The sequence below is a fragment of the Thiemannella venezuelensis genome (assembly GCF_014203605.1).
Classification (GTDB): Bacteria; Actinomycetota; Actinomycetes; order Streptosporangiales; family Streptosporangiaceae; genus Planomonospora_A; species Planomonospora_A venezuelensis.
Genome location: NZ_JACHJJ010000003.1, coordinates 51,213 through 71,036, shown reverse-complemented (window position 1 = coordinate 71,036; position 19,824 = coordinate 51,213). Strand labels below are relative to the sequence as shown.

16 protein-coding genes, 1 tRNA gene and 1 pseudogene are annotated in these 19,824 nt (G+C 73.0%); 10 read left to right on the top strand and 8 right to left on the bottom strand.

Annotated elements, in window-relative coordinates:
* Positions 1 to 93: 93 nt before the first annotated feature.
* The 4 genes from FHS22_RS06015 (at position 94) to FHS22_RS06000 (ending at position 6,440) form a co-directional block, all read left to right on the top strand.
* Complete coding sequence (locus FHS22_RS06015; RefSeq protein WP_260407710.1) at positions 94 to 3,510, top strand: DUF4153 domain-containing protein; 3,417 nt, start codon at positions 94 to 96, stop codon at positions 3,508 to 3,510.
* A gap of 176 nt (positions 3,511 to 3,686) precedes the next feature.
* On the top strand, positions 3,687 to 4,796 hold the full coding sequence (locus FHS22_RS06010) for an alanine racemase (protein ID WP_184939168.1): 1,110 nt from the start codon (positions 3,687 to 3,689) through the stop codon (positions 4,794 to 4,796).
* Positions 4,797 to 4,810: 14 nt separating this feature from the next.
* On the top strand, positions 4,811 to 5,197 hold the full coding sequence (locus FHS22_RS06005) for a Rid family detoxifying hydrolase (protein WP_184939166.1): 387 nt from the start codon (positions 4,811 to 4,813) through the stop codon (positions 5,195 to 5,197).
* A 31-nt stretch (positions 5,198 to 5,228) separates the two neighbouring features.
* Positions 5,229 to 6,440, top strand: coding sequence for a hypothetical protein (locus FHS22_RS06000; RefSeq protein WP_184939164.1), 1,212 nt, complete (start codon positions 5,229 to 5,231; stop codon positions 6,438 to 6,440).
* 45 nt (positions 6,441 to 6,485) lie between these two features.
* Here the strand turns inward: FHS22_RS06000 and FHS22_RS05995 are convergent, their stop codons facing one another.
* A complete protein-coding gene (locus tag FHS22_RS05995) occupies positions 6,486 to 7,043 on the bottom strand; it encodes a TetR/AcrR family transcriptional regulator (RefSeq protein WP_184939163.1) in 558 nt (185 codons plus the stop codon).
* Between the two features lie 64 nt (positions 7,044 to 7,107).
* Here FHS22_RS05995 and FHS22_RS05990 point away from each other — a divergent pair, with 64 nt between their 5' ends.
* Complete coding sequence (locus FHS22_RS05990; protein WP_184939161.1) at positions 7,108 to 7,929, top strand: alpha/beta fold hydrolase; 822 nt, start codon at positions 7,108 to 7,110, stop codon at positions 7,927 to 7,929.
* Here the strand turns inward: FHS22_RS05990 and FHS22_RS05985 are convergent.
* Complete coding sequence (locus FHS22_RS05985; protein WP_184939160.1) at positions 7,881 to 8,501, bottom strand: LysE family translocator; 621 nt, start codon at positions 8,499 to 8,501, stop codon at positions 7,881 to 7,883. The two genes, FHS22_RS05990 and FHS22_RS05985, sit on opposite strands and share 49 nt — an antisense overlap.
* Positions 8,502 to 8,711: 210 nt before the next feature.
* On the opposite strand from FHS22_RS05985, the gene FHS22_RS38920 reads away from it, so the two are divergent.
* A complete protein-coding gene (locus FHS22_RS38920; RefSeq protein WP_338047616.1) occupies positions 8,712 to 11,483 on the top strand; it encodes an ATP-binding protein in 2,772 nt (923 codons plus the stop codon).
* A 39-nt stretch (positions 11,484 to 11,522) separates the two neighbouring features.
* Here the strand turns inward: FHS22_RS38920 and FHS22_RS05975 are convergent.
* Positions 11,523 to 11,885: pseudogene (locus tag FHS22_RS05975) on the bottom strand (response regulator transcription factor); the annotation flags it as partial.
* A 184-nt stretch (positions 11,886 to 12,069) separates the two neighbouring features.
* Between FHS22_RS05975 and FHS22_RS05970 the strand changes: the two are divergent.
* Together FHS22_RS05970 and FHS22_RS05965 are read left to right on the top strand one after the other, a co-directional pair.
* Complete coding sequence (locus tag FHS22_RS05970; RefSeq protein ID WP_184939157.1) at positions 12,070 to 12,882, top strand: C40 family peptidase; 813 nt, start codon at positions 12,070 to 12,072, stop codon at positions 12,880 to 12,882.
* Positions 12,883 to 12,964: 82 nt separating this feature from the next.
* Positions 12,965 to 13,039: transfer RNA gene (locus FHS22_RS05965), tRNA-Arg, on the top strand.
* 142 nt (positions 13,040 to 13,181) lie between these two features.
* On the opposite strand, the gene FHS22_RS05960 is transcribed toward FHS22_RS05965, so the two are convergent.
* The gene (locus FHS22_RS05960; RefSeq protein ID WP_184939156.1) at positions 13,182 to 13,466 is read right to left on the bottom strand and encodes a hypothetical protein; all 285 of its coding nucleotides are present in this window, start codon (positions 13,464 to 13,466) and stop codon (positions 13,182 to 13,184) included.
* Between the two features lie 117 nt (positions 13,467 to 13,583).
* Here FHS22_RS05960 and FHS22_RS05955 point away from each other — a divergent pair, with 117 nt between their 5' ends.
* Positions 13,584 to 14,015: a type II toxin-antitoxin system RelE/ParE family toxin gene (locus FHS22_RS05955; protein ID WP_260407709.1), complete on the top strand. Its 432-nt coding sequence runs from the start codon at positions 13,584 to 13,586 to the stop codon at positions 14,013 to 14,015.
* Entirely contained in the window at positions 14,015 to 14,323 is a 309-nt protein-coding gene (locus FHS22_RS05950; protein ID WP_184939155.1) for a helix-turn-helix domain-containing protein, read from the top strand. The genes FHS22_RS05955 and FHS22_RS05950 overlap by 1 nt, the downstream gene beginning before the upstream one ends.
* A 205-nt stretch (positions 14,324 to 14,528) precedes the next feature.
* Here the strand turns inward: FHS22_RS05950 and FHS22_RS05945 are convergent, their stop codons facing one another.
* From FHS22_RS05945 to FHS22_RS05930, 4 genes are all read right to left on the bottom strand, one after another.
* Positions 14,529 to 15,110, bottom strand: coding sequence for an SMI1/KNR4 family protein (locus FHS22_RS05945; protein ID WP_184939153.1), 582 nt, complete (start codon positions 15,108 to 15,110; stop codon positions 14,529 to 14,531).
* Between the two features lie 34 nt (positions 15,111 to 15,144).
* Positions 15,145 to 15,741, bottom strand: coding sequence for a hypothetical protein (locus tag FHS22_RS05940; protein WP_184939151.1), 597 nt, complete (start codon positions 15,739 to 15,741; stop codon positions 15,145 to 15,147).
* Positions 15,738 to 16,250: a hypothetical protein gene (locus tag FHS22_RS05935; protein ID WP_184939150.1), complete on the bottom strand. Its 513-nt coding sequence runs from the start codon at positions 16,248 to 16,250 to the stop codon at positions 15,738 to 15,740. The genes FHS22_RS05940 and FHS22_RS05935 overlap by 4 nt, the downstream gene beginning before the upstream one ends.
* Before the next feature lie 267 nt (positions 16,251 to 16,517).
* Positions 16,518 to 19,721 carry a GH92 family glycosyl hydrolase gene (locus tag FHS22_RS05930; RefSeq protein ID WP_338047615.1) on the bottom strand — a complete coding sequence of 1,068 codons (3,204 nt, stop codon included), beginning with the start codon at positions 19,719 to 19,721 and terminating at the stop codon, positions 16,518 to 16,520.
* Positions 19,722 to 19,824: the final 103 nt, after the last annotated feature.

Genomic DNA, 19,824 nt, shown 5'->3' with positions numbered 1-19,824 from the left:
CCGCGCTCCCCGGCAGGAGGTCCGCGCGTCCCGGCGGCACCGGGGCGAACCGATCCCCCTCCCCGCCACTCGAACAGTGAGATGCGCAGACAATTGAGACCTCTCGACTTCCTGGGCCGGATCAAGATCAAGATCGGCCTCGTCATCCTGCTGGCCGTGGTGGTGGCGTTCGTCGTCAACGAGGTCGGCATCAACGCCGGCTACACCAGGGATGTGCGCGTCGCGGTGGCGGTGGCGCTCGCGCTGGTCATGGTGCAGCTCCTCGCCCGGGGCATGACCAAGCCGCTGCGTGAGATGGCCGCCGCCGCGCAGACCATCGCCAAGGGCCGGTACGGCCTGCGGGTCACGGCCACCTCCCGCGACGAGGTCGGCGAGCTCGCCCGCGCCTTCAACGCGATGGCCGCCGACCTGGGCGAGGTGGACCGGCAGCGCCGGGAACTGGTCGCCAATGTCAGCCACGAGCTCCGCACACCGATCACCGCACTCCGCGCGGTGCTGGAAAACGTGGTGGACGGGGTCTCCGAACCCGACCCGGTGACGCTCGGGACGGCGCTGGCCCAGACCGAGCGGCTCGGCCGGCTCGTCGCCCAGTTGCTCGACCTGTCCCGGCTGGAGTCCGGGGCCCGCCTGATCGAGCCGGAGACCGTCGAGCTCGGCCCGCTCTGCGAGCAGGCGCTGCGCGAGGCGGTGCTCGCCAGGGACGGGGTGGCGGCCCGCTGCGAGGTGCCCGCCGGGCTGAGCGTCCGCGCCGACGCCGACCTGCTGGCCCAGGTGCTGGCCAACCTGCTCGACAACGCGGTACGGCACAGCCCGGAGGGCGGGGTCGTGGTGCTCGCGGCCGAGGCCGGGGGCGAGGGCGTGCGACTGCGCGTGACCGACCAGGGGCCCGGCATCCCGGCGGAGGACCGGGCCAGGGCGTTCGAGCGCTTCTCCCGCCTGGACGCGGGCCGCGCGGCCGACAGCGGGGGCGCCGGGCTCGGCCTCGCCATCACCAAGGAGATCGTCGAGCTCCACGGCGGCTCCATCCGTGTCGAAGACGGCGTCGGCTGCCGCATCGCGGTCGACCTCCCCGAAAGGATCACGATGGACACCCAGCCTCCCGAGGATCCGCCCGTACCGCCCGCGGACCCCCTCACCCCCTCCGGCCCCGAGGTCTCCACGGGTTCGGAGACCCCCGCGGACGCCACCGCCTCCCGACCCGCGGATCCCGCGGCTCCGCAGGCCGAGGCCCCCGCGGACCCGTCCGGGTCCCCGGCCTCCGACGGCTCCCCCGCGGCCTCCGGAGCCCCGGCCCCTGCGGACCCCGCCGCCGAGCAGGAGGACCGCCCCGGCGATCAGGATTCCCCCGGGTCCTCCGCGGAGACCCTCTCCGCGCTCGCGGCGCTCTCCGCGCTCGCCTCCTCCGCGTCCTCGCTCCCCGCGGGCCCCGCCCCGGGTCCCGCGCCCGCCGAGCCGTTCGCCCCGGTGCTCACGCGGCCCGCGCCGGACGCCGGGCACGGGCAGCCGGTCCGGAGCTGGTGGGGGGCCGTCGCCGGGCTCTTCATCGGAGGGTTCGTCGGCCTGTGCGTCGGCGTGCTCCTCGGTCTCGCGGTGGGGGCCGTGGAGCTCAGGCTGGGCCTCGCCCTGGGCGTCCTCGCCCCGGCGGTCGGGGCGTTCATCGGCACCGTCATCGGGGCCACCACGCCGCCCAGCGGGATCTGGAGCGGCCACCAGCCGGCCGGGCACGGCACGGCGGCGCCCGTCCCGCCGCGTCCCTCCGTGCCGGGGCCGGAGAAGCGGCCCCCGGGTCCCGGGCCGGAAGGCGCGGGCGCGGCGGACAGGCCACCGTTCTCCGGCGGGACGCGCGCGGCGGGGAGCGGCCCGGTGCGGGACGGCGCCTCTCCGGGGGAGCCCGGGGAGGCGTACCGGTACCGGATGCCGCCGGCGCACCGCAGTGCGCCGGCGGGTCATCCGGGACACGAGGGGCATCGGGGATATGAGGGACCCCGGGGATACCAGGGGCACGAAGGGCCGCCGGGAGGGTACGTGGCGCCGTCGGTGTTCCCCCGGCCGGAACTCCCGGACACCCCGAAGTGGCTGCTCGCGGTCTGCGCGGCCGTGGGCCTGCTCGCGGCGGTCGTCCTGCCGTACAGCTCGGTGGGGCTGGGGTTCGTCCTGGTGGCGGCGGCCATGGGGGCGGCGGCGCTGCCGGCCGTACGCAGGCGGCTCACCCTCTGGTCGGCCGCGATGGGGGCGATCGCGTACGGGCTGGTCGTGGTCGCGGTCTTCAGGGACGCCGACTGGCTCGTCGGACTGCTCCTGCTGGCCGGGTTCCTGATGGCCGCGCTCGCCCTGTCGGGGGCCGGGAGCGGCTGGCTCGGGGTGCTCAGGGGCGGGGCCTCGGTGCTGCTCGGCCTGCTGCCGGTGCCGTGGTTCCTGGCCGCGCCGCTGAAGGGGATGCCGGTCCGCCGCCGGCTGGTTCCCACGCTGGCCGGGGCCGGGCTGACCGTGGTCCTGGTCGCGATCTTCGGTGCGCTGTTCGCCTCGGCCGACGCGGTGTTCGCCAAGGCCGTGGAGCGGGTGTTCACCGGCCAGGACTGGGCGGAGTCCCTGCCGCTGCGGATCCTGACCTTCGCGGTGTTCGCGGTCGTCGCCGCCTCGGCCGTGCTGGTCGGCCTGCGGCCGGTCGCCGAGCCCAAGGGGCCGGACCTGCGGCTGCGGGTCGGCCGCGGCCTCTGGCTGACCCCGCTGGTCGCCCTCAACCTGCTGTTCGTCACGTTCGTGGCGATGCAGCTGACGGCGCTGTTCGGCAGCGCCCGCTGGCTGGTGGCGGCCACCGACCTCACCTACGCCGAGTACGCCCGCTCGGGCTTCTTCCAGCTCGTCGTCGTCAGCGTGTTCGTGCTGGCGATCGTGGCCCTCGCCTCGGGAGCGGTCGAGCTCCACGGGCGCGACCGGTGGCTGATGGCCGGGCTGCTCGGCCTGCTGTGCGCGCTGACGGTGGTGATCCTGGTCTCCGCCATGTACCGGCTCGACCTGTACGTCGACGCCTACGGCTACACCCGGCTCCGCGCGTCGGTGGGGGCGGCCATCTGGTGGCTGGGCGGGATCTTCGCGCTGGTCCTCGTCGCGGGCGGGGTACGGCTCACCCGGCGCACCGCCGGGTGGCTGCCGAGGAGCGTGGTCGTGATGACGGGGGCCGGCCTGCTGGCCTTCGCCGTATGGAACCCGGACCTGCGGGTCGCCGAGTCCCAGCTCAGCGTCCGGGGCGTGGACCGGCTCGACCAGGCGTACCTGGGCGACCTCGGGGCGGAGGCCGTGCCCGCGCTGGACCGGCTGCCCGAGCCGACCCGCAGCTGCGTGCTCCGGGAGGTGGTCCAGGCCAACCGGCTCGACCGCCCCGACCCGTGGAACGGCTGGAACCTGGCCAGGCAGCAGGCCAGGGAACTGCTCGCCGGGCGGCTCGCCGGGGAGGGGGACCCCTGCTCGGGAGAGTCGTTCCGCGACGATCTCATCCCCGACCAGGACTGACGGCCCGCCCCGGACCGCGACCGGCGGCCGGACCGGCCCGCCCTCCGCGGGAGGCCGGGCGCCGGCACGGTTCCCCGCGGGGGCGGGAGCCGTGCCGGCGGGAGCGCGTCCGCCCCTGGGGATAGGGTCCCTCGCAGGGAGTCCGGCGACGGCCGCCGGGCGGACGGAGGGGCGCAGTGAAGGGGATCATGGATCCCGGCAGGGTCGTCGGCGAGTCGCTGTTCGGCGGGGCGTTCACCTTCCCGGTGATGGTCGCGCACCAAAGCGCGCTGCGGCACAACATCGCCACGCTCGCGGCCTTCGCGCGCGAGTACGGGCTGACGCTCGTCCCGCACGCCAAGACGACCATGTCGCCCGAGATCGTCCGGGCCCAGCTGGAGGCGGGGGCCTGGGGGCTCACCGCCGCCACCCCCAGCCAGGCGCTGACCCTGTGCGAGTTCGGCGTCTCCCGGATCCTGCTCGCCAACCAGATCTTCGATCCCGCCGCGCTGGACGCCTTCGCGGCCCGGCTCGCCGGGGACCCGTCGTTCGAGTTCCTCTGCTTCGTCGACTCGGCGGCCGGGGTCGAGGCGCTGGCGAAGCACGCCGGGCCCCGGCCGTTCCGGGTGCTGGCCGAGCTCGGGCACGAGGGCGGGCGGGCCGGGAGCCGCAGCCTGGAGGACCTCCTGGAGGTCGCCGCCGCGGCCCAGGCCGCGCCCGGGGTGGAGCTCGCGGGCGTGGCCGGGTACGAGGGCTCGCTGAAGTCCGCCGGCGAGGTCCGGAGATACCTGCACCGGCTGATGGAGGCCGTGGAGCACCTGCGGGTGCGGAATCCGGTCCTGTCGGTGGGCGGCAGCCAGTGGTTCGACGTGATCGGCCGCGAGCTGGCCGCCTGCCAGGCCGTGGTCATGCTGCGCAGCGGCGCCTACGTCTCCCACGACGACGGCTACTACCGCGAGCGCACGCCGTACACCCGGATCGAGGGGGAGCTCCGCCCGGCGCTGGAGATCTGGGCGCACGTGCTGTCCGTGCCCGAGCCCGGCCTGGCCGTCGTCGGGTTCGGCAAGCGGGACGCCCCCTTCGACGAGGGGCTGCCGGTTCCGCGCGGCGTCGTCGGGGGCGCTACCGTTCTCAAGGTCCAGGACCAGCACGCGGTCCTGCGGCTCGCGCCGGACTCCCCGGTGCGGCCGGGTGACCTGGTGTCGTTCGGGATCTCCCACCCGTGCACCGCCTTCGACAAGTGGCGGGCCATGCCGGTGGTGGACGACGACTACACCGTCGTGGACCTGATCACCACGTTTTTCTAGCTAAGGACGGACAGATGAGCGGCAAGGTTGAGCTGCGGACCGACGACGGCGCCGCGCCGGTCGGGGCCTACTCCCAGGGCGTCGTGATCGGCGACTTCGTCTACACCTCGGGCATGGGCCCGCTGGACCCCGCGACCGGCGAGGTCGTCGGCGCCGACGTGGCCGAGCAGACCCACCAGACGATGCGCAACCTCGGCGCGATCCTCGCCGCGCACGGGCTGGGCTTCGACGACGTGGTGAAGTCGACGGTGCACCTGCAGCACCTCAAGCGCGACTTCGCGGCCTACAACGAGGTCTACAAGTCCTACTTCACCACGCCCTACCCGGTCCGCACGACCGTCGGCTCCGACCTGATGGACATCCTGGTCGAGATCGACTTCGTGGCGTACAAGGGACGTTAGAGTCTGACCGACAGCGGGGGAGGACGGCGGCTTGGACAGCTCGGTGTACGTCTACGTCGAGGACGTGCGGGGCGAGGGACCGGACGCGGTCCTCGACCGCGTCGCCGGGTACGGCGTGACCGGCGTGACCGTGGCCGCCGCCTACCACCGCACCCGCGACGTCACCCCGCACGGCTCGTCCCGGGTGACGATCCGCAGGGACGGGGTGCACTTCGCCCCGCCCGAGGACCTGTTCGGCGGGCTCCGCCTGGTCCCGCCCGTGCAGCCGGGAGCCGGGGAGGAGCCGCTGGCCGCGCTCCGCCGGGCCACCGCCGAGCGGGGGCTCAAGCTGCACGGCTGGACCGTCTTCCTGCACAGCGTCACCATCGGCGACGCCTTCCCCGACGTGACCGTGCGCAACTGCTTCGGCGACCGGGGCTCGCTCGCCGACCTGTGCCCCGCCCACCCCGACGTCCGCCTCTACGCGGTCGCGCTGGCGCGGGCCGTGGCCAGGCAGGGCGTCGACAGCGTGGTCGCCGAGGGGCTGCACTTCGGCACCTTCGGGCACGGCTACCACCACGAGCGGAGCTTCGTCCCGCTCGGCCCGATGGACCTGTTCCTGATCGGGCTCTGCTTCTGCGAGCACTGCATGGGCCGGGCCGTCGACCTCGGCGTCGACGCCAAGACGGCGCGCCAGGAGTGCGCCAGGGTGGTGGGCGGCGTGCTGGACGGGGACCCGCCCGCCCAGGGCGAGGTGACCCGGGCGGCGCTGACCGCCTACGCCGGGCCGGAGGTGGTCGCCTACGCGCGGGCCCGTTCCGAGACGGTGACGTCCCTGGTCTCCGAGACCGCCGCGGCCGTCGAGCGGGAGGGGTCCCGGCTGGTCTTCCTGGACGGCACCGGCGCGGTGAAGGGCTACGCCGACGGGCTGCCCTCGCCGATCCTGGCCGCGCACGACTCCTGGCAGGCCGGCGTGGACCTGGTCGCCCTCGGCGACCTGGTGCCCTCGCTGGGCGTCCTCGCCTACGCCCGTGACGCGGCACGGGTCGCCGACGACGTGGGCGCCTACCGCCGCTCGACGGGCAAGGACAGGGAACTGCGGGTCGTGCTCCGTCCGGGGCCGCCCGACACCGACTCGGCCGACCGGCTCGCCGCCAAGGTCCGCGCCGTCCGGGCCGCCGGGGCGGACGCGGTCGACTTCTACGCCTACGGGCTCATGCCGTACCCGATCCTCGACCGGATCCCGGGCGCGCTGCCGGGCTGACCCCGGCCGGGCCCCGGCGCCCGGGGCGCCGCGGATGCCCGGGCCTCACGGTGCTTCGGCCGCGCCGTCCAGGACGGCCCGGACCGCCTCGGCGGCGAAGCCGTCGTCGAGGGGGAGGCCGCGGAAGACCGTCCGCAACCACACCGCGCCCCCCAGCAGGTCCATGATCAGCATGGGGTCGGCGTCCTCGCGGAGCTCCCCGCGCCGCCTGGCCCGCTCGAAGACCTGCTCCTCGCGGGCGAGCCGGTCGGCGAAGAAGCGCCGGGCGGCCCCGGCGAGCTCGGGGTGGTGGGCGGCGGCGCCGAGCGCGGCCACCGCGACGTCCGCCGCCGGGGCCCGGGTGAGCAGCGCGGCGATCCCCCGGACCAGGGACTCCAGATCACCCCTGAGACTCCCGGTGTCCGGGGGCTCCACGGCCAGCACGTCGGCCTCGACCAGCGCGGCGGCCAGCAGCGCGGCCTTGGAGGGCCACCACCGGTAGATCGTGGTCTTGTTGACCCCCGACCGCTCGGCGACCCCTTCGACGGTCAGGCCCTCGTAGCCCTTCTCGGCGAGCAGACCGAGGGTCGCCCGGAAGATGTCCTGCTGCTTGCGCGGTGCCATGGTGATCAGGGTAGCGTATATTGCAACGCAACGGTGCGTTGCACTCTTCGGTCAGGAGGCCGTCATGCTGCCGATCGTCTTCGTCCACGGGATCCGGGTCAGCGCGACCATGTGGGGCCCGGTCATGTCACGTCTGGACAGGCCGTCCATCGCCGTGGACCTGCCGGGGCACGGGGCCGGGCGGGGGGAGCCGTTCACGATGGACGCGGCGGTCTCGGCGGTGGCCGGGGCGATCGACGGGGCCGGCGGGCGGGCGTTCGTGGCCGGGCTCTCGCTCGGCGGATACGTCGGGATCGCGGCGGCCGAGCGGTTCCCCGGGAAGGTGGCCGGGCTGGTCGCGATGGGATGCACGGCACTACCCGACCGCTATGCCGGGATATATCGCTTCATCGCCTCACTGGCGGCCCGGAATCCGCCCCTCGCCGACCGGCTCAGCTCGTACGGCCTGCGCCGCGCCCTGCCCGGCCCGGCGGGAGAGGCCATGGTGGCGGGAGGACTGTCCTGCGAGGTGATGCCCCAGGCCGTCGAGGCCGTCGCCGGGCACGGCCAGCTCGCGGCGCTGGCGGCCTATCCGGGGCGGGTGTGGCTGGTCAACGGCGCCCGCGACCCGTTCCGCGCCGACGAGCGCGCCTTCCTGCGCGCCTGCCGGGACGGCCGGCTGATCCTGGCCCCCGGGCGCGGGCACCTGGGGATGCTGGCCGCCCCCGGCGTGCTGGCCCGCCTGGTGGGCGACCTGTGCGACCAGGTGGACGGTCCGGGAGCGGGGAGCGCCGCCCGGCGCGGACCCGGGGCGGGTGCGGGTGCCCCGGCGGGGCGGACGGGAGGCGCGGCCGGCGATCAGGCGGAGCGGCCGGAGAGCGCGGTCGCCACACCGAGGCCCAGGTAGACGAGGCCGCTGAAGAATCCGAGCTGCCTGGCCCTGTCCCGCAGCCGCCTGCCGAGCGCGCCCGCGCCCGCGGCGTAGACCATGTCGGAGACCAGGCCCAGGAGCAGCAGCGTTCCGCCCAGGATGACGATCTGCAGCGGCACCGCCCCGGCCTCCGGCTCCACGAACTGGGGCAGGAACGCCAGGAAGAACAGGATCACCTTGGGGTTCAGGACGTTGACGACGACCCCTTCGAGGAAGATCGCGCGCAGCGGTTGCGGCTCGGCCTCCCGGATGCCCGGATCCTGCCTGCTGGTCAGCGCCCGGACGCCCAGATAGACCAGATACGCGACTCCCGCCCATTTGATCAGGTTGAACAGGGTCGCCGACCGGGCGACCACGTAGGAGAGCCCGGCCGCCGCCGCGGCGATGTGCAGCAGTGTCCCGGTCTCCACCCCGAACGCGCTCGCCATCGCCGCGGCCCGGCCCTGGGCGATGCCGCGGGCGGCGATGTAGAGGTGGTTGGGACCGGGAACCAGGACCAGCGCCAGGGACGCCACAGAGAACACCAGGAAAGTGGACATCGAGACCATGCCTCCGACCATAGGAGGACTCCGGTCCCCGGGGCGAAGGCCAATCCGGAGGCGCTCCGGAGGGCCAATCCGGAAGCGCTCCGGAGGGCCGATCCGGGGGCCGTCCGGGAGGCCGGTCGGACCCGCGGGAAGGGCGGTGCGGGGCGTCGTTGCAGGTCTATGGTTATTTGTACCGGTTCGTCGTCGGTGGTCCATGGCATACTCGCCGACGTGGGGTCACAGAAGGTGCAGAGCACTCTGGTCGGGCGGTTGCTGGAACTCGATCGCCTGGTCGCCGTGCTGGACTCCGCGGCAGGGGGGACGGCCGGGGTCGCCCTCGTGGGCGGCGACGCGGGCATCGGCAAGACCCGGCTGGTCACGGAGCTGGCCGAGCGGGCCAGGGAGGCCGGCTTCGCCGTACTCACCGGGCAGTGCGCCGAACTCGGCGACGCGCTGCCGTACCTCCCGCTGGCCGACGCCCTGCGCGGCGCGGAGGGCGAGCTGCGCGCCGCACTCGACGCGCGCCCGGTCCTCGGCAGGCTGCTGCCCGGCAGCGCCGACGGCGGGCCGGAGAGCGCCTCCGGCCTCACCCAGCAGCAGCTGTTCGGCTCGATGCTCGGCTTCCTGGCCGTCCGGCCGGTGCTGCTGATCCTGGAGGACCTGCACTGGGCCGACCAGTCCACCCGCGACCTGGTGGTCTTCCTCAGCCGGATGCTCCAGGGCGAGCACGTCTGCGTGGTCGGCACCTACCGGACCGACGACCTCCACCGCCGCCACCCGCTCCGCCGGGTCCTCGCCGAGCTCAAGCGGCTGCCCTCGGTGACCTCCGTCGAACTGGGCCCGCTCGACCGCGGTGAGATGACCGACTACGTCGCCGTGCTCGGCGGCACCGACGCCCGGGTGATCGACCAGGTGGTCGGGCGCGCCGAGGGCAACCCGTTCTACGCCGAGGAACTGCTGGAGGCCGCGCTCGGCGGCTGCTCGATGCCCGACGGCCTGGCCGACCTGCTGCTCTCCCGCGCCGAGCTGCTCTCCGACTCCGCCCAGAGGGTGCTGCGCGGCGCGGCCGTCGCCGGGCGGAAGGTCGCCCACGACCTGCTCCAGGAGGCCTCCGGCCTGGACGACCTGGACTTCGAGGAGTCCATGAGGGAGATCGTCTCCCGCGGGCTCCTGCGCCCCTCCGGTGACGGCTACACCTTCCGGCACGCCCTGCTCCAGGAGGCCGTCTACACCGACCTGCTCCCCGGCGAGCGGACCCGCCTGCACGCCGAGTTCGCCCGGCTGCTGACCGCACGGGAGGGCGCCGCCGCCGAGCTCGCCCACCACTACCTGGCCGGCCACGACCTCGCCGGGGCCCTGGCGGCCTCGGTGGAGGCCGGCCGCCGGGCCGAGCGCCTCGGCGCCCCCGCCGAGGCCCACCGCCACTTCGAGCAGGCCCTCGGACTCTGGGACCGCGTCGCCGACGCCGAGCGGCTCGCCGGGAGCGACCACGGCCGCCTCGCCATGCGCAGCGCCGCCGCGGCGGCCGACAGCGGCGACAACCACCGGGCCGTCGCCCAGCTCCGGAGGCTGCCCGCCTCGGCCGAGGTGAACGAGCGGCTGGCCTACTGCCTCATCGACGCCGACGACGAGGAGGGGGCGATCGCCGCCGCCCAGGCGGCCGTCGAGGCGGCGGACGAACCGCCCGTGCTCGCCCGCGCCCTGGCGACCTACGCCCGCGCGCTCTACTGGACCGAGCGGCACGACGAGGTGGAGGCGCTCGCCGTCCGCGCGCTGGAGACCGCCCGCGCCAGCGGCGCCACCGACGCGGAGACCAGCGCGCTGATCACCCTGGGATCCCTGGCCGCACTCGCCGCCGACATTCCCAGGGCCAAGGAGCTGCTCGGCTGCGCCGCCGCGGAGCGCTCCGGCGACCTGGCCATCGACCTGCGGGCGATCTTCCAGTACGCCCGGGTCCAGTACGAGAGCGGCGACCTGGCCGAGGCCTCCGTCACCGTGGACCGGGGACTGCGGCTGGCGCACGAGACCGGCCTCGACTGGAGCACCTTCGGCACCGACCTGCGCTTCCTCCGCCTCCTGATCCACTACGTGGCGGGGGAGTGGGACGCGGCGGAGAAGGTCGCCGCCGGGTTCGGCATCCGCGCGGGCACGTCGGCCGAGGCCACGCTCTCGTCCTTCGCGCTCTTCGTCGAGGTGGCCCGGGGCCTGCCCGCCGTGGAGGAGCGCCTCTCCTGGATGGAGCCCTTCTGGTCCGACGACGTGCTCGTCTCCTACATGGGGCACGGCCTGGCCGCCGAGCACGCGCTCTGGCACGGTGACCCCGAGGGTGCGCTCGGCCACGTCCACGCGGCCCTCGACGCGCTCTACCCGCACGATCCCGGCGTCGTCCGGCTCGGCGCGACCGGCCTGTGGGCGCTGGCGGACCTGGGGCGCGCCGCCGAAGCCGACGCGATGCTGGAACGGGCCAGGGTGCCCACCGTCGTCGGTCCGGGCTCGGGCATCCGGGGGCCGATGGGACCCGAGGGGATGGCCTGGCTGGCACGGGCGGAGGCCGAGTGGCACCGCGCCCACGGCCGTTCCGGCACCGATGCCTGGCGCGCGGTGGTGGAGGCGTTCGACTTCGGCTTCGTCTACGAGGTGGCGCGCTCGCGCTGGCGGCTGGCCGAGGCGCTGCTGGCGGACGGGGACCGCGAGGGCGCGAGGCGGGAGTGGGAGCGGGCTGTCGAGACCGCCGGGTCACTGGGGGCCAGGCCGCTGGGCGAGGCGCTGGCGGAGCTGGGACGCCGGGCGCGGTTCACGGCGGCCCAGCCGGGGCTGCTGACCGGCCGCGAGCAGGAGGTGCTCGCGCTGGTGGCCGAGGGGCTGCCCAACCGCGAGATCGGCGAGCGGCTGTTCATCGCGCAGAAGACGGTGAGCGTGCACGTCTCCAACATCCTGGGCAAGCTCGGCGTCTCCTCACGGACCCAGGCCGCCGCCGTCGCCCGCAGGGAAGGGCTGCTCTGAGACGCCGGTGCGGGCCGGCTCCGAGACGCCCGTGCGGGCCGAGACCGCGAGGTCGCGGACGACCTGGATGAGCTCGGCCGGGTCGAACGGCTTGGTGAGGTAGGCGTCCGCCCCGATGCCGAGCCCGCGCCGCTTGTCGTCCTCCTGCGCGCGGGCGCTGATCAGGACGACCTTGATGTGGCTGGTGCTGTCGTCGCTCCGCAGCCGGCTGGCCGTCATCCAGCCGTCCATCCGGGGCATCATGACGTCGAGGGTGATCACGTCGGGTTGCACGTCCAGCACCCGGTCCAGGCAGTTCTGCCCGTCGAAGGCGGTCTCCACCTGGAACCCCTCCAGGGTCAGGTTGACCGCGATGAGCTGCCGGATGATCTCGTCGTCATCCACCACCAGAACCTTGCCCAGAAGCTCTCCCACGGCCGCCAAGCTAACTCTTCGGCGTCGATCACGCGCGGGTTTCTCCGGATGTGTACGGGGAGTTGTCCACAGGCGACAGGTTTTCCCCAGAACCGGACTCGGCTCCGCGCCGGTCGCCCCGTTCCGCCGATCCTGAGGCCTCGATCATCCGCCGAGCCCGGGAGGCCCAAAAGTGATCACCGTCTTCGTCGCAGCAGCCGTCCTCGCCACGGCGGCCCCGGACGGGGCCCGCGCCCTGACCCTTCCGGACGGGGCCCGCGCCGCCCAGGCGCATCGATCCTGCTCGTGGGTGCTCGCCCGGTTGCCGGAGCACCTCTGGCGCTGGATCCCCGAGAGCGTGCACACCCTGATCGTCACGGGCTGCGGGACGGGACGACCGCGAAACGGCGGCTTGCGGCCGGAGGAGCCTCCCGGCGGCGCCCGCACGCCCCACCCGGCGCCCCGGCCGGGAGCGGAGGGCGCGGCGGGACCCGCGCAGCCGCCTGCGGGCCCCGGGGCGGGGCCGCGGCCGGACCCCGGGCCCGCACGCCCGGGGTCCGGCCCCCGCCCCGGCCGGCGGGACGCGGAGGAGCGCACGCGGCCGGGCCGCCCCTCACCCGGCCGGATCGCGGTGGCCGCCGCGCTCCGCCACCTCGGCACGCCGTACGTCTGGGGCGGCGGTTCGAGCACCGGGCCGACGCGGGGCGGCTTCGACTGCTCGGGTCTCGCCCTGCACGCCTGGTCCAAGGCCGGGGCCGTGCTCACCCACTACACCGGCGACCAGTTCCGGCAGGGCCGCCGCGTGCCGTTCTCCCGGCTCCGCGCCGGGGACCTCGTCTTCTTCGGCGGCGGCACCGGCGCCCCCACCCACGTGGGCCTCTACGTGAAGGACGGCGTCATGGTCCACGCCCCCAAGACCGGAGACGTCGTCAAGACCACCGACTTCGCGGCCTCCTCCTACTACCGGGCCCGCTACAGAGGAGCGGTCCGCCCGTCCCCCCGATGACCCCCGCCGCCACGGCAGATCACTCACTTCCGATACCGAGTGTCGGTTCCCCTCCGGATGCTGGTAATCTAATCACTCGTTGGCCCCCTTAGCTCAGGGGATAGAGCACCGGCCTCCGGAGCCGGGAGCGCAAGTTCGAATCTTGCAGGGGGCACCAACCCGGACCAGCTCACACATTGTGTGAGCTGGTCTTTTGCGTTTCCGGGGCCTGAGTGGTTCCGCCGTCCTGCGACGCTGTTCGACGCCCGGCGACGGGCTCTGCGGGCAGGGCGCGGGCAGAGATCATGACGGCAACTTGATCAGCGAGGTGGCACCGGCAGAATCACGGGCTCGGGATGCCCGTCCCAGGTGACCTCGATCTCATCAGGAACCGCATGCGCCAAGCTGCCGGCCATCATGAAGCTCACCGACGCCCCAGGCCGTACCGCCGCGCCATCCGGAAGCTGAGAAGCTATCCGGACCACGCCTTCCCCGCCCACTTTCACGCCGGTTGCGATGGCTGTTCCCACGTTCCGGAGGATGAACCGGTCCTTCGACCGGTCGAGTGTCCACCTCACTTCTTCCTCGCGCCGTTCGTTCGACAAGTCGATGACCGTCTCCCCTTGGGAGAGCTGCCGGCTGTGGGCCAGTTCCGTTAAGGCCGCAGGGCTGAGAGGGCTCCTTCCAGATCAGCCGCACCGAAGGTCGTCACGCTCTGCGTAATGACCATTACTCTGGGTGGTGTGATGGTGGGGAGGCTTGAAGGGGCGCGAGAGCCGTACGGCTTCGAGATCGAACCCGAAGTCCGCGAATGGCTGGACACTCTCAGCGACAGTGACTTCAAGCGGGTCGATAGTGACCTCAAGCGGGTCGATGAGGTGGCCGGTCTTCTTGCGGAGAAGGGGACCGAACTCGGTGGGCCGTGGTCGGACCATCTGGAAGGCCCTGTGTGGGAGCTGCGGGTACGGCTTCGTGATGTTGCGGCTCGGGTAGCGTACTGGTGTACTCCAGGAAGGGTCATCGTGTTGCTCACGGTCTTCCGCAAGACCGGGCAGCATGATCAGCGGCAGATCGACCGGGCGGTCCGGGCGCAGAAGGTCTGCGAGCGTGATCACTGGGGGCCGGTGACCGAGACCTATGAAAGGCGGGTGTGATGGCCGGCTACCACACCCGCTGGGTGCGCCCTGAAACGCAGATCGAAGATCCCGAGCGGGTGGCGATCCGTGAGGCGCTTGCTTTCGGCAAGGCGCTGTACGACCGGCGTACGGCCCTCGGTCTGAGCGTGGCCGAACTGGCCGAACGGGCGGATATGACCGAGGACGAGATCGAGTGCATCGAGGAGGGCGGAACGACGCCCACCGTCGCGTTGCTGCGGCATCTGGCCGCCGCTCTCGACGCGGACGTTCGCATCACCTCTGGTGACGATCTGGGTTCCCTCTGGTTCGAAGCCCACGCCGCCTGATCGATGCGCTGAGGACGCGGTGTCTGTCCCGGCCTTTCGCTTGCTTCGGTGGAGACCCGGTCTGCCGTCCCGCGACGGCCGGAGACGCCGGATGACGAACGCTGCGGGACGGTCGCGGGACCCGATCACCACGTCGGCGCCGTGCATCCCGCGGATCGCGGCGTCCGCGCTCCTCACGGCAGGCCCACGGCAAGGTGCACGGACATCAGGCTAGGTACCTGCCGAATCGGTGCTCCATGAGGTCCCAGAACGACCGGTAACGGACCTCGCCAGGATGCCAGCTCGCGAAGTCCCATGCCTCCCACTCGCCGTCCTCCCCGACGACATGCGGGTTGAGCAGCCACACCTGTCCCTCGATCTCCTCGGAGATGCAGAGGCCGGCAGATACGGACTCTTGGTGGAGATACCACTCGTCCTGCGGGTCGGCACCGTCCAGGCCATCCCAGATCCGGGCGATCATCGGCTCGACATCACGAGTCCAGCCGACTTCGGCCAGGGTCAAGAGGCGGAGACTTGAATGGCTGTACTCGTCCCAGCCATTGGTGGTCTGGGGGAACTCCCGGTAGCTCGGCGGCAGGCGCATGCCGAGCCGCTCCTCGTGCCGCACGATCTCGGCTTCACCGGCACCGGCTGCGCCGAGCCGGGCCGCGCGGCCGAATCCGTCGTCCGACTGCGCCGGCAGTCGCGCCAGACGGTCCCTGTACTGCGCGAAGTACTCCTGGGCCGCGCTGTTCACGGTGTGGAGGAGCTCGTTCCAGGGATGGCGGGGGGTGTCGGAAGCGGCCATGGCGGGGACCTTACCGGCCGCGCCCGACGGCCGGTCAGATCGGGACGGAGTACAGCCGCCGTGTGGCGTCGAGGTACTGCTCGTCGATGAGACGCCCTGAGACGCGGCCCGCCAGGATGAGCCAGTTCTCCAGCCACAGCCCCAGACTGCCCACCGGCTCGGCCGGGCCTGCGGAGAACACGTCGATCAGATCGGGACGTCTTGGCACGAGGCCTTCGGTGTACTCGTGGAAGGGCCAGCCGGGGTCGGCGATGTCGACCGGACTGCAACGCCCGGCCGCGGTCCCGTCCGAGTAGTACAGGTCGTGCACACCCAGGCCGTGGGGTTCCCACACCACCTGGACGAATCGGCGTCCGGCGGCGGCCAGCAGGTCGGTGCGCAGGCGCGGTCCGGCGATGGTGACGGCGTGGATCCAGCCGGAGGAGTGCTCGCCGAGCCAGACGAGTTCCCTGAAGGCGTACGGCTCGTACTCCCGCATCGCCTCCTCCAGGCCGCAGGGCGCCGCCGTCGCCGGATCGGAGCCCAGAAGGCGGGCGATCTCGTCGGGGTCGTCGCTCTCGATCCAGGTTCCGGCGAACATGTCGTGGAACCCGCGTGCCGCGAGCAGCGGCCACTGCTTTCCGTGCGTCATGAGGTCCTCGCTGCAGGGACCCGGCACAGGGTCCGTCGTTCGGCGAGCCAGTCCCGGTCGATGAACCGTCCGGTGACCCGTCCGACGGCGATCAAGTGGGGATCGAGGTCGTCCTCGCCGCCCCGGTCGTCGTTGAGATCCAGGTCATCGAGCCCTTCCTCACCGCAGAGGCCGGAGACACCGTAGAACTCGTCGATCTCCCGCGCGTAGCAGAAGTCGAAGGTCCGCCGGTCCGGCAGGCTCAGATCGGATGACGAACCGGCGAGCACCAGCGCGAACGTCCACCCAGGCGAGTGCCCGCCCATCCACAGGACGAGAGTGCGTGGGTCCATGCTGCTCCACCGCAGTGCGGTGGCCAGGTCGCATTCGAGCGTCGCGGTCGGGTCGATCTTCAACTCGGCGGTGATCGCGTCGATGTCGTCGCCTTCGATCCACACGGCCTGGAAGTCCTCCCGCAACCCCGCGGTGGTCAGTAACTCCCACTGGCTTTCCTCGGGAAGAAGTTTCACCCGGCACCTCGATCCAGAAACAGGGGAAGGCATCGTATCTTGAGCCCTCCTCGGCCGGGTGGATCCGGAGTCCGTCACCGGCTACGGCCCGGAGGCTGGCCTCCCTCGGCATGATCCTGCACGGTATGGACGAATTTCCGGTCCATGGGCCGGTGTCCTCGGCCCATGAGGTACGGCGGCAGCGCCTCGCCGAAGGCCCGGCGCCCGGCCGCCGACGGCGGTCCGCCGGGCCCCGGGACCGGGACCCGGCGGACCGGAGGCGGGCGGTCAGGCGAAGGACCAGGTGAAGATGTGCATCCGGCCCTCGTCCACCGGCGAGAAGCTCAGGGACTTGAGCGTCTTCCCCGGATCCAGGGTGATGGGCTGGGAGGCGTACACGTGGGTGCTGATGGGCTGAAGCAGCCAGGAGCCCCAGAACTGCCGGTAGGGGGCGGTGGCCACGATCGCGTTGCCGTACTGGGGGGTGTCGTTGCCGAAGTCCAGGATCCAGTCGCTGAAGCCCAGCCGGGCCGTGCCGGTGGTCCCGTCGGTGTAGGTGAGCGTCACGGTGGTCTGCGGGTGGCCGTGGGTGCCGGCGCCGAGGAAGGAGAGCCTGCTCGCGCCGGCCGGGGCCGCCACGTCGACGGGAGCGGCGCCGACGCGGAGGTTGTCCCACTCGCCCTTCTTCGTGTCGGGCCAGGTGAAGCGGAACTCCTTCCAGGTCACCGGCTCGCCGGGACGCAGGCCCGCCTCGGCCAGAGCCTGGGCGGAGTAGCTGAAGCCGGGACCGTCGAGGTTGGACTCGCCGGGCGCGGTGATGTCACCGATGCCGGCGTTGTTGCGGTGCCACTCGGGGGTGCCGCGTCCGGCGACGTTGAGCCGGACGCCGGCGGTCGCGTCGCCCACCGTGATCGGCAAGGTGCGGAAGCCGTGTGCGGTGTCCGCCGACACCGAGATCCTGAGCTTCACCTGCGCCTTCCCCGACGCCGGTACGGACAGCGTGCCGCTGGACGGCGTCACCGTGACGCCCGCGGGCGGCTGCGCCCGCCAGGCGAGGGTCGCCGGCCGGCCCAGGGAGCGGACGGCCAGGTCCGTCTCGAAGACGCCGCCCGGCTCCACCGGGCCGCTGCCGCGGGTCAGGCCCGCCAGGTACGGCTTCGAGCCCTGGCCGAAGGAGGGCGGGAAGTCGCGCGGGTTGCCGCCGAACCACGGGTTCGGGGTGGAGCCGAGGGTGAAGTCCAGCCGCCCGCCGCCCGTGGCGAACGACTCCGGCAGCCATGCCCGGCCGGTCCCCGTGCCGTCGACCTTCAGCCCGCGGATGTACGGAGCGGCGGCGCCGGGCGCGTTGATCACGATGTCGCCCGCGGGCCGGTCGACCACCACGCGGTCGAACAGCGGCGTACTGACCAGCAGTTCGGCGCGGCCGGGGATGGCGGGGTACAGGCCGATCGCCGACCAGACGTACCAGGCGCCCATGGTGCCCAGGTCGTCGTTGCCGACCAGCCCGTCGGGCCCGGGGCCGAACAGTTCCTTCTGCACCCGGCGCACCAGCGCCTGCGTCTTGTACGCCTGCCCGGTCCACGCGTACAGCCACGGCGCGGGCAGCGCGGGCTCGTTGCCCAGGTAGGCGTAGGGCCGCGCCGGGCCGGCGTTGAGCTCGGTGAAGTACTCGTCCAGGCGGGCGGCGGCCTTGTCGCGCCCGCCCATCGCCGTGAACAGCCCCTGCACGTTGTGCGGCACGAGCCAGTGGTACTGGGCGCCGTTGCCCTCCATGTAGACGTCGGGGTCGCCGGGGTCGAACGGCGACGTGAACGAGCCCTCGCCCATGCGGGGCTGGATCCATTCGTTGCCGGCGTTGAAGAGGTTCTGCCACGCCTGCGCCCGTTCCATGAACTCGGCGGCCGTGGCCCGGTCGCCGAGGCGGGTGGCGAGCTGGGCGATCCCGAAGTCGGCCATGCCGTACTCGAGGGTGGAGGAGGGGTCGTTCGGGACGTAGCCCTGCTTCATGAAGGCGTCGTTGCCGGGGCGCTCGTCGTAGCCGAGCTGCGGGTGGCCGATGTCCATCGGGCCGACCCGGCGGGCCGCCTCCGCCATGGCCCGCAGAGCGGCGGTGTGCTCGAAGCCGCGGGCGCCGAAGGCGTACACGGTGGACAGGATCACGTGGAACGGGTCGCCGACCATGACGCCGGTGACCGCGTTCTGGTGGGACCAGCGGTCCCAGACGTTGCCGAGGGCCTGGGCGTTGGCGTACATGGACTGGGCGATGTCGGCGGCCGCGTCGGGCGCGAGGAGGGCCAGGAGCTGCACCTCGCTGCGGTAGATGTCCCAGCCGGAGAAGGTCGCGTAGTGGTGGTGGCCGGGGCGGACCTTGCGGATCTTGCCGTCCGTGCCGGTGTAGGAGCCGTCCGCGTCGTCGAAGACGTAAGGCTGGAGGAAGGCGTGGTAGAGGCTGCTGTAGAACGTCCGGCGCTGGTCCGTGGTGCCGCCGCCGACGGCCACCGTGCGCAGGCGGTCGTTCCACACGGCGCCGGCCTCCTGCTTCACCTGGTCGAGGCCCTTGCCGCCGATCTCCGCCGCCAGGTTCCGCTCGGCGCCGTCGATGCTGACGTACGACAGGCCGACCCGCATCTGGACCGGCCGGGACGGGTCGAACTGCAGGTAGGCCCCCGAGCCGGGCCCGTTCACCGTGACGTCGCCCGGCACCACCAGATCGCCTCTGACCTTGGCCTCGCCGGCGTTGCCGACCGTGGTCGCACCGGGGCGCACCTCGTCGTCCTTCCAGGTGCCGTGGCCGGTGACCGGGCGGTCGAACTCGGCGTGGAAGTACACCTTGTAGCGCATCGGCGGGCCGCAGAAGCCGCCGGTCTGGACCCACCCCCGGACCGTGTTGCCGCTGATCCTGGTCTCGCCGTCGTCCACGCCGTTGACCGAGCCGCTGGTGTTCAGCAGGATCGTCCCGGGCTTGCCCTGCGGGAACGTGAAGCGGGCCACGCCGGCCCGCATGTTCACCGAGATCTCCGTCTTGATCCCGGTGTCCAGGACGCTGCTGTAGAAGCCGGGGGAGGCCTTCTCGTTCTCGTGCTTGAAGGTCTGCACGTAGTCCTCGCCGTGGGTGGCCGGGGAGCGGCCGACCTGCCCGGAGAAGGGCAGCACGGGGAAGTCCTGCGCGCCTGTGCAGCCGGGCCCCGAGATGTGCGTCATCGAGAACCCGCGCAGCCGGTTGTCCTCCCACCGGTAGCCGCCGCCGGCGTTGGCGACCGTGTCGGGGCTCCACTGCAGCATGCCGAACGGCAGCACGGCGCCGGGGAACGTCATGCCCCCGCCCCCGCCGTGGCCGAAGTCGGCCGCCGCCTCCTTGGTCCCGTGGAAGACGTTGACCAGGGAGGCGGGGTCGCGTTCGAGCGCCACGTCCGAGGCGGCCGCAGCCGATCCGGGCGGTATCAGGGTGGCCGCGACGAGGACGGCGACCATCGGTAGGGACCATTGAGACACGGCAGTCCTCCAGGGATGAGATCTTTATCACCGCACCTCGCGCCGCTGGTCACGGTCAACGGGCAGGAGGGGCGGTCACAACCTGCCGCCGGGGTAGGGGTCG

Bases quoted from the DNA above. Each gene is read 5' to 3' on its own strand.
- FHS22_RS06005 (WP_184939166.1), top strand. From the start codon at position 4,811: ATGAGCGGCAAGGTTGAGCTGCGGACCGACGACGGCGCCGCGCCGGTC.
- FHS22_RS05995 (WP_184939163.1), bottom strand. From the start codon at position 7,043: ATGGCACCGCGCAAGCAGCAGGACATCTTCCGGGCGACCCTCGGTCTG.
- FHS22_RS05990 (WP_184939161.1), top strand. From the start codon at position 7,108: ATGCTGCCGATCGTCTTCGTCCACGGGATCCGGGTCAGCGCGACCATG.
- FHS22_RS05985 (WP_184939160.1), bottom strand. From the start codon at position 8,501: ATGGTCTCGATGTCCACTTTCCTGGTGTTCTCTGTGGCGTCCCTGGCG.
- FHS22_RS05955 (WP_260407709.1), top strand. From the start codon at position 13,584: ATGACCATTACTCTGGGTGGTGTGATGGTGGGGAGGCTTGAAGGGGCG.
- FHS22_RS05950 (WP_184939155.1), top strand. From the start codon at position 14,015: ATGGCCGGCTACCACACCCGCTGGGTGCGCCCTGAAACGCAGATCGAA.
- FHS22_RS05945 (WP_184939153.1), bottom strand. From the start codon at position 15,110: ATGGCCGCTTCCGACACCCCCCGCCATCCCTGGAACGAGCTCCTCCAC.
- FHS22_RS05940 (WP_184939151.1), bottom strand. From the start codon at position 15,741: ATGACGCACGGAAAGCAGTGGCCGCTGCTCGCGGCACGCGGGTTCCAC.